Annotated in this window: 1 rRNA gene; it reads left to right on the top strand. The window is 49.1% G+C overall.

What is annotated here, in order from left to right:
* Positions 1-147 precede the first annotated feature (147 nt).
* Positions 148-792 (top strand): 23S ribosomal RNA (locus KTH89_RS24680); the annotation flags it as partial.

The raw sequence follows: 792 nt of genomic DNA, 5'->3' as shown, positions 1-792 counted from the left end.
AAGCAAGCATTATTGCAACGCAGACAACCCAAGAAAACAGAAACTTCAAGACATCCGAGATTAAAAAAAGATTTATTTGAACCAATTCAAAGAATCCGAGAAAATCAAGAACCAAGACCCATCCCTATAACGCTATATAAGGATGCAGGTCAAGCGAACAAGAGCGCAGGGTGGATGCCTTGGCACTAAGAGCCGATGAAAGACGTGATAAGCTGCGAAAAGCTTCGGGGAGGAGCAAATATCCTACGATCCGGAGATATCTGAATGGGGAAACCCGGCTGAGCAAACCTCAGTCACCGTATGGTGAATACATAGCCATGCGGAGGGAACCCGGTGAACTGAAACATCTAAGTAGCCGGAGGAAGAGAAAGAAAAATCGATTTCCTAAGTAGCGGCGAGCGAACGGGAAAGAGCCTAAACCGGAATGCGTGCATTCCGGGGTTATGGACCGCAAAAAGTGACATGAAAGCTAGCAGAACGGTTTTGGGAAAGCCGGCCAGAGAGAGTGAAAGCCTCGTATGTGAAAGCGGAAGTGAGCGAGCGGGATCCAAAGTACCACGAGACACGTGGAACCTTGTGGGAAGTCGGGGGGACCACCCCCCAAGGCTAAATACTACTTAGTGACCGATAGCGCATAGTACTGTGAAGGAAAGGTGAAAAGAACCCCGGGAGGGGAGTGAAAGAGAACCTGAAACCCTGTGTTTACAAACTGTGGAAGCACATTATTGGTGCAACCGCGTACTTTTTGTAGAACGGTCCGGCGAGTTACGTCGGCTGGCGAGGTTAAGGACG

Source organism: Diplocloster agilis (assembly GCF_019042275.1).
Classification (GTDB): Bacteria; Bacillota; Clostridia; order Lachnospirales; family Lachnospiraceae; genus Diplocloster; species Diplocloster agilis.
The sequence above is the reverse complement of the archived record's forward strand: the minus strand, read 5'-3'. Positions and strand labels throughout refer to the sequence as shown.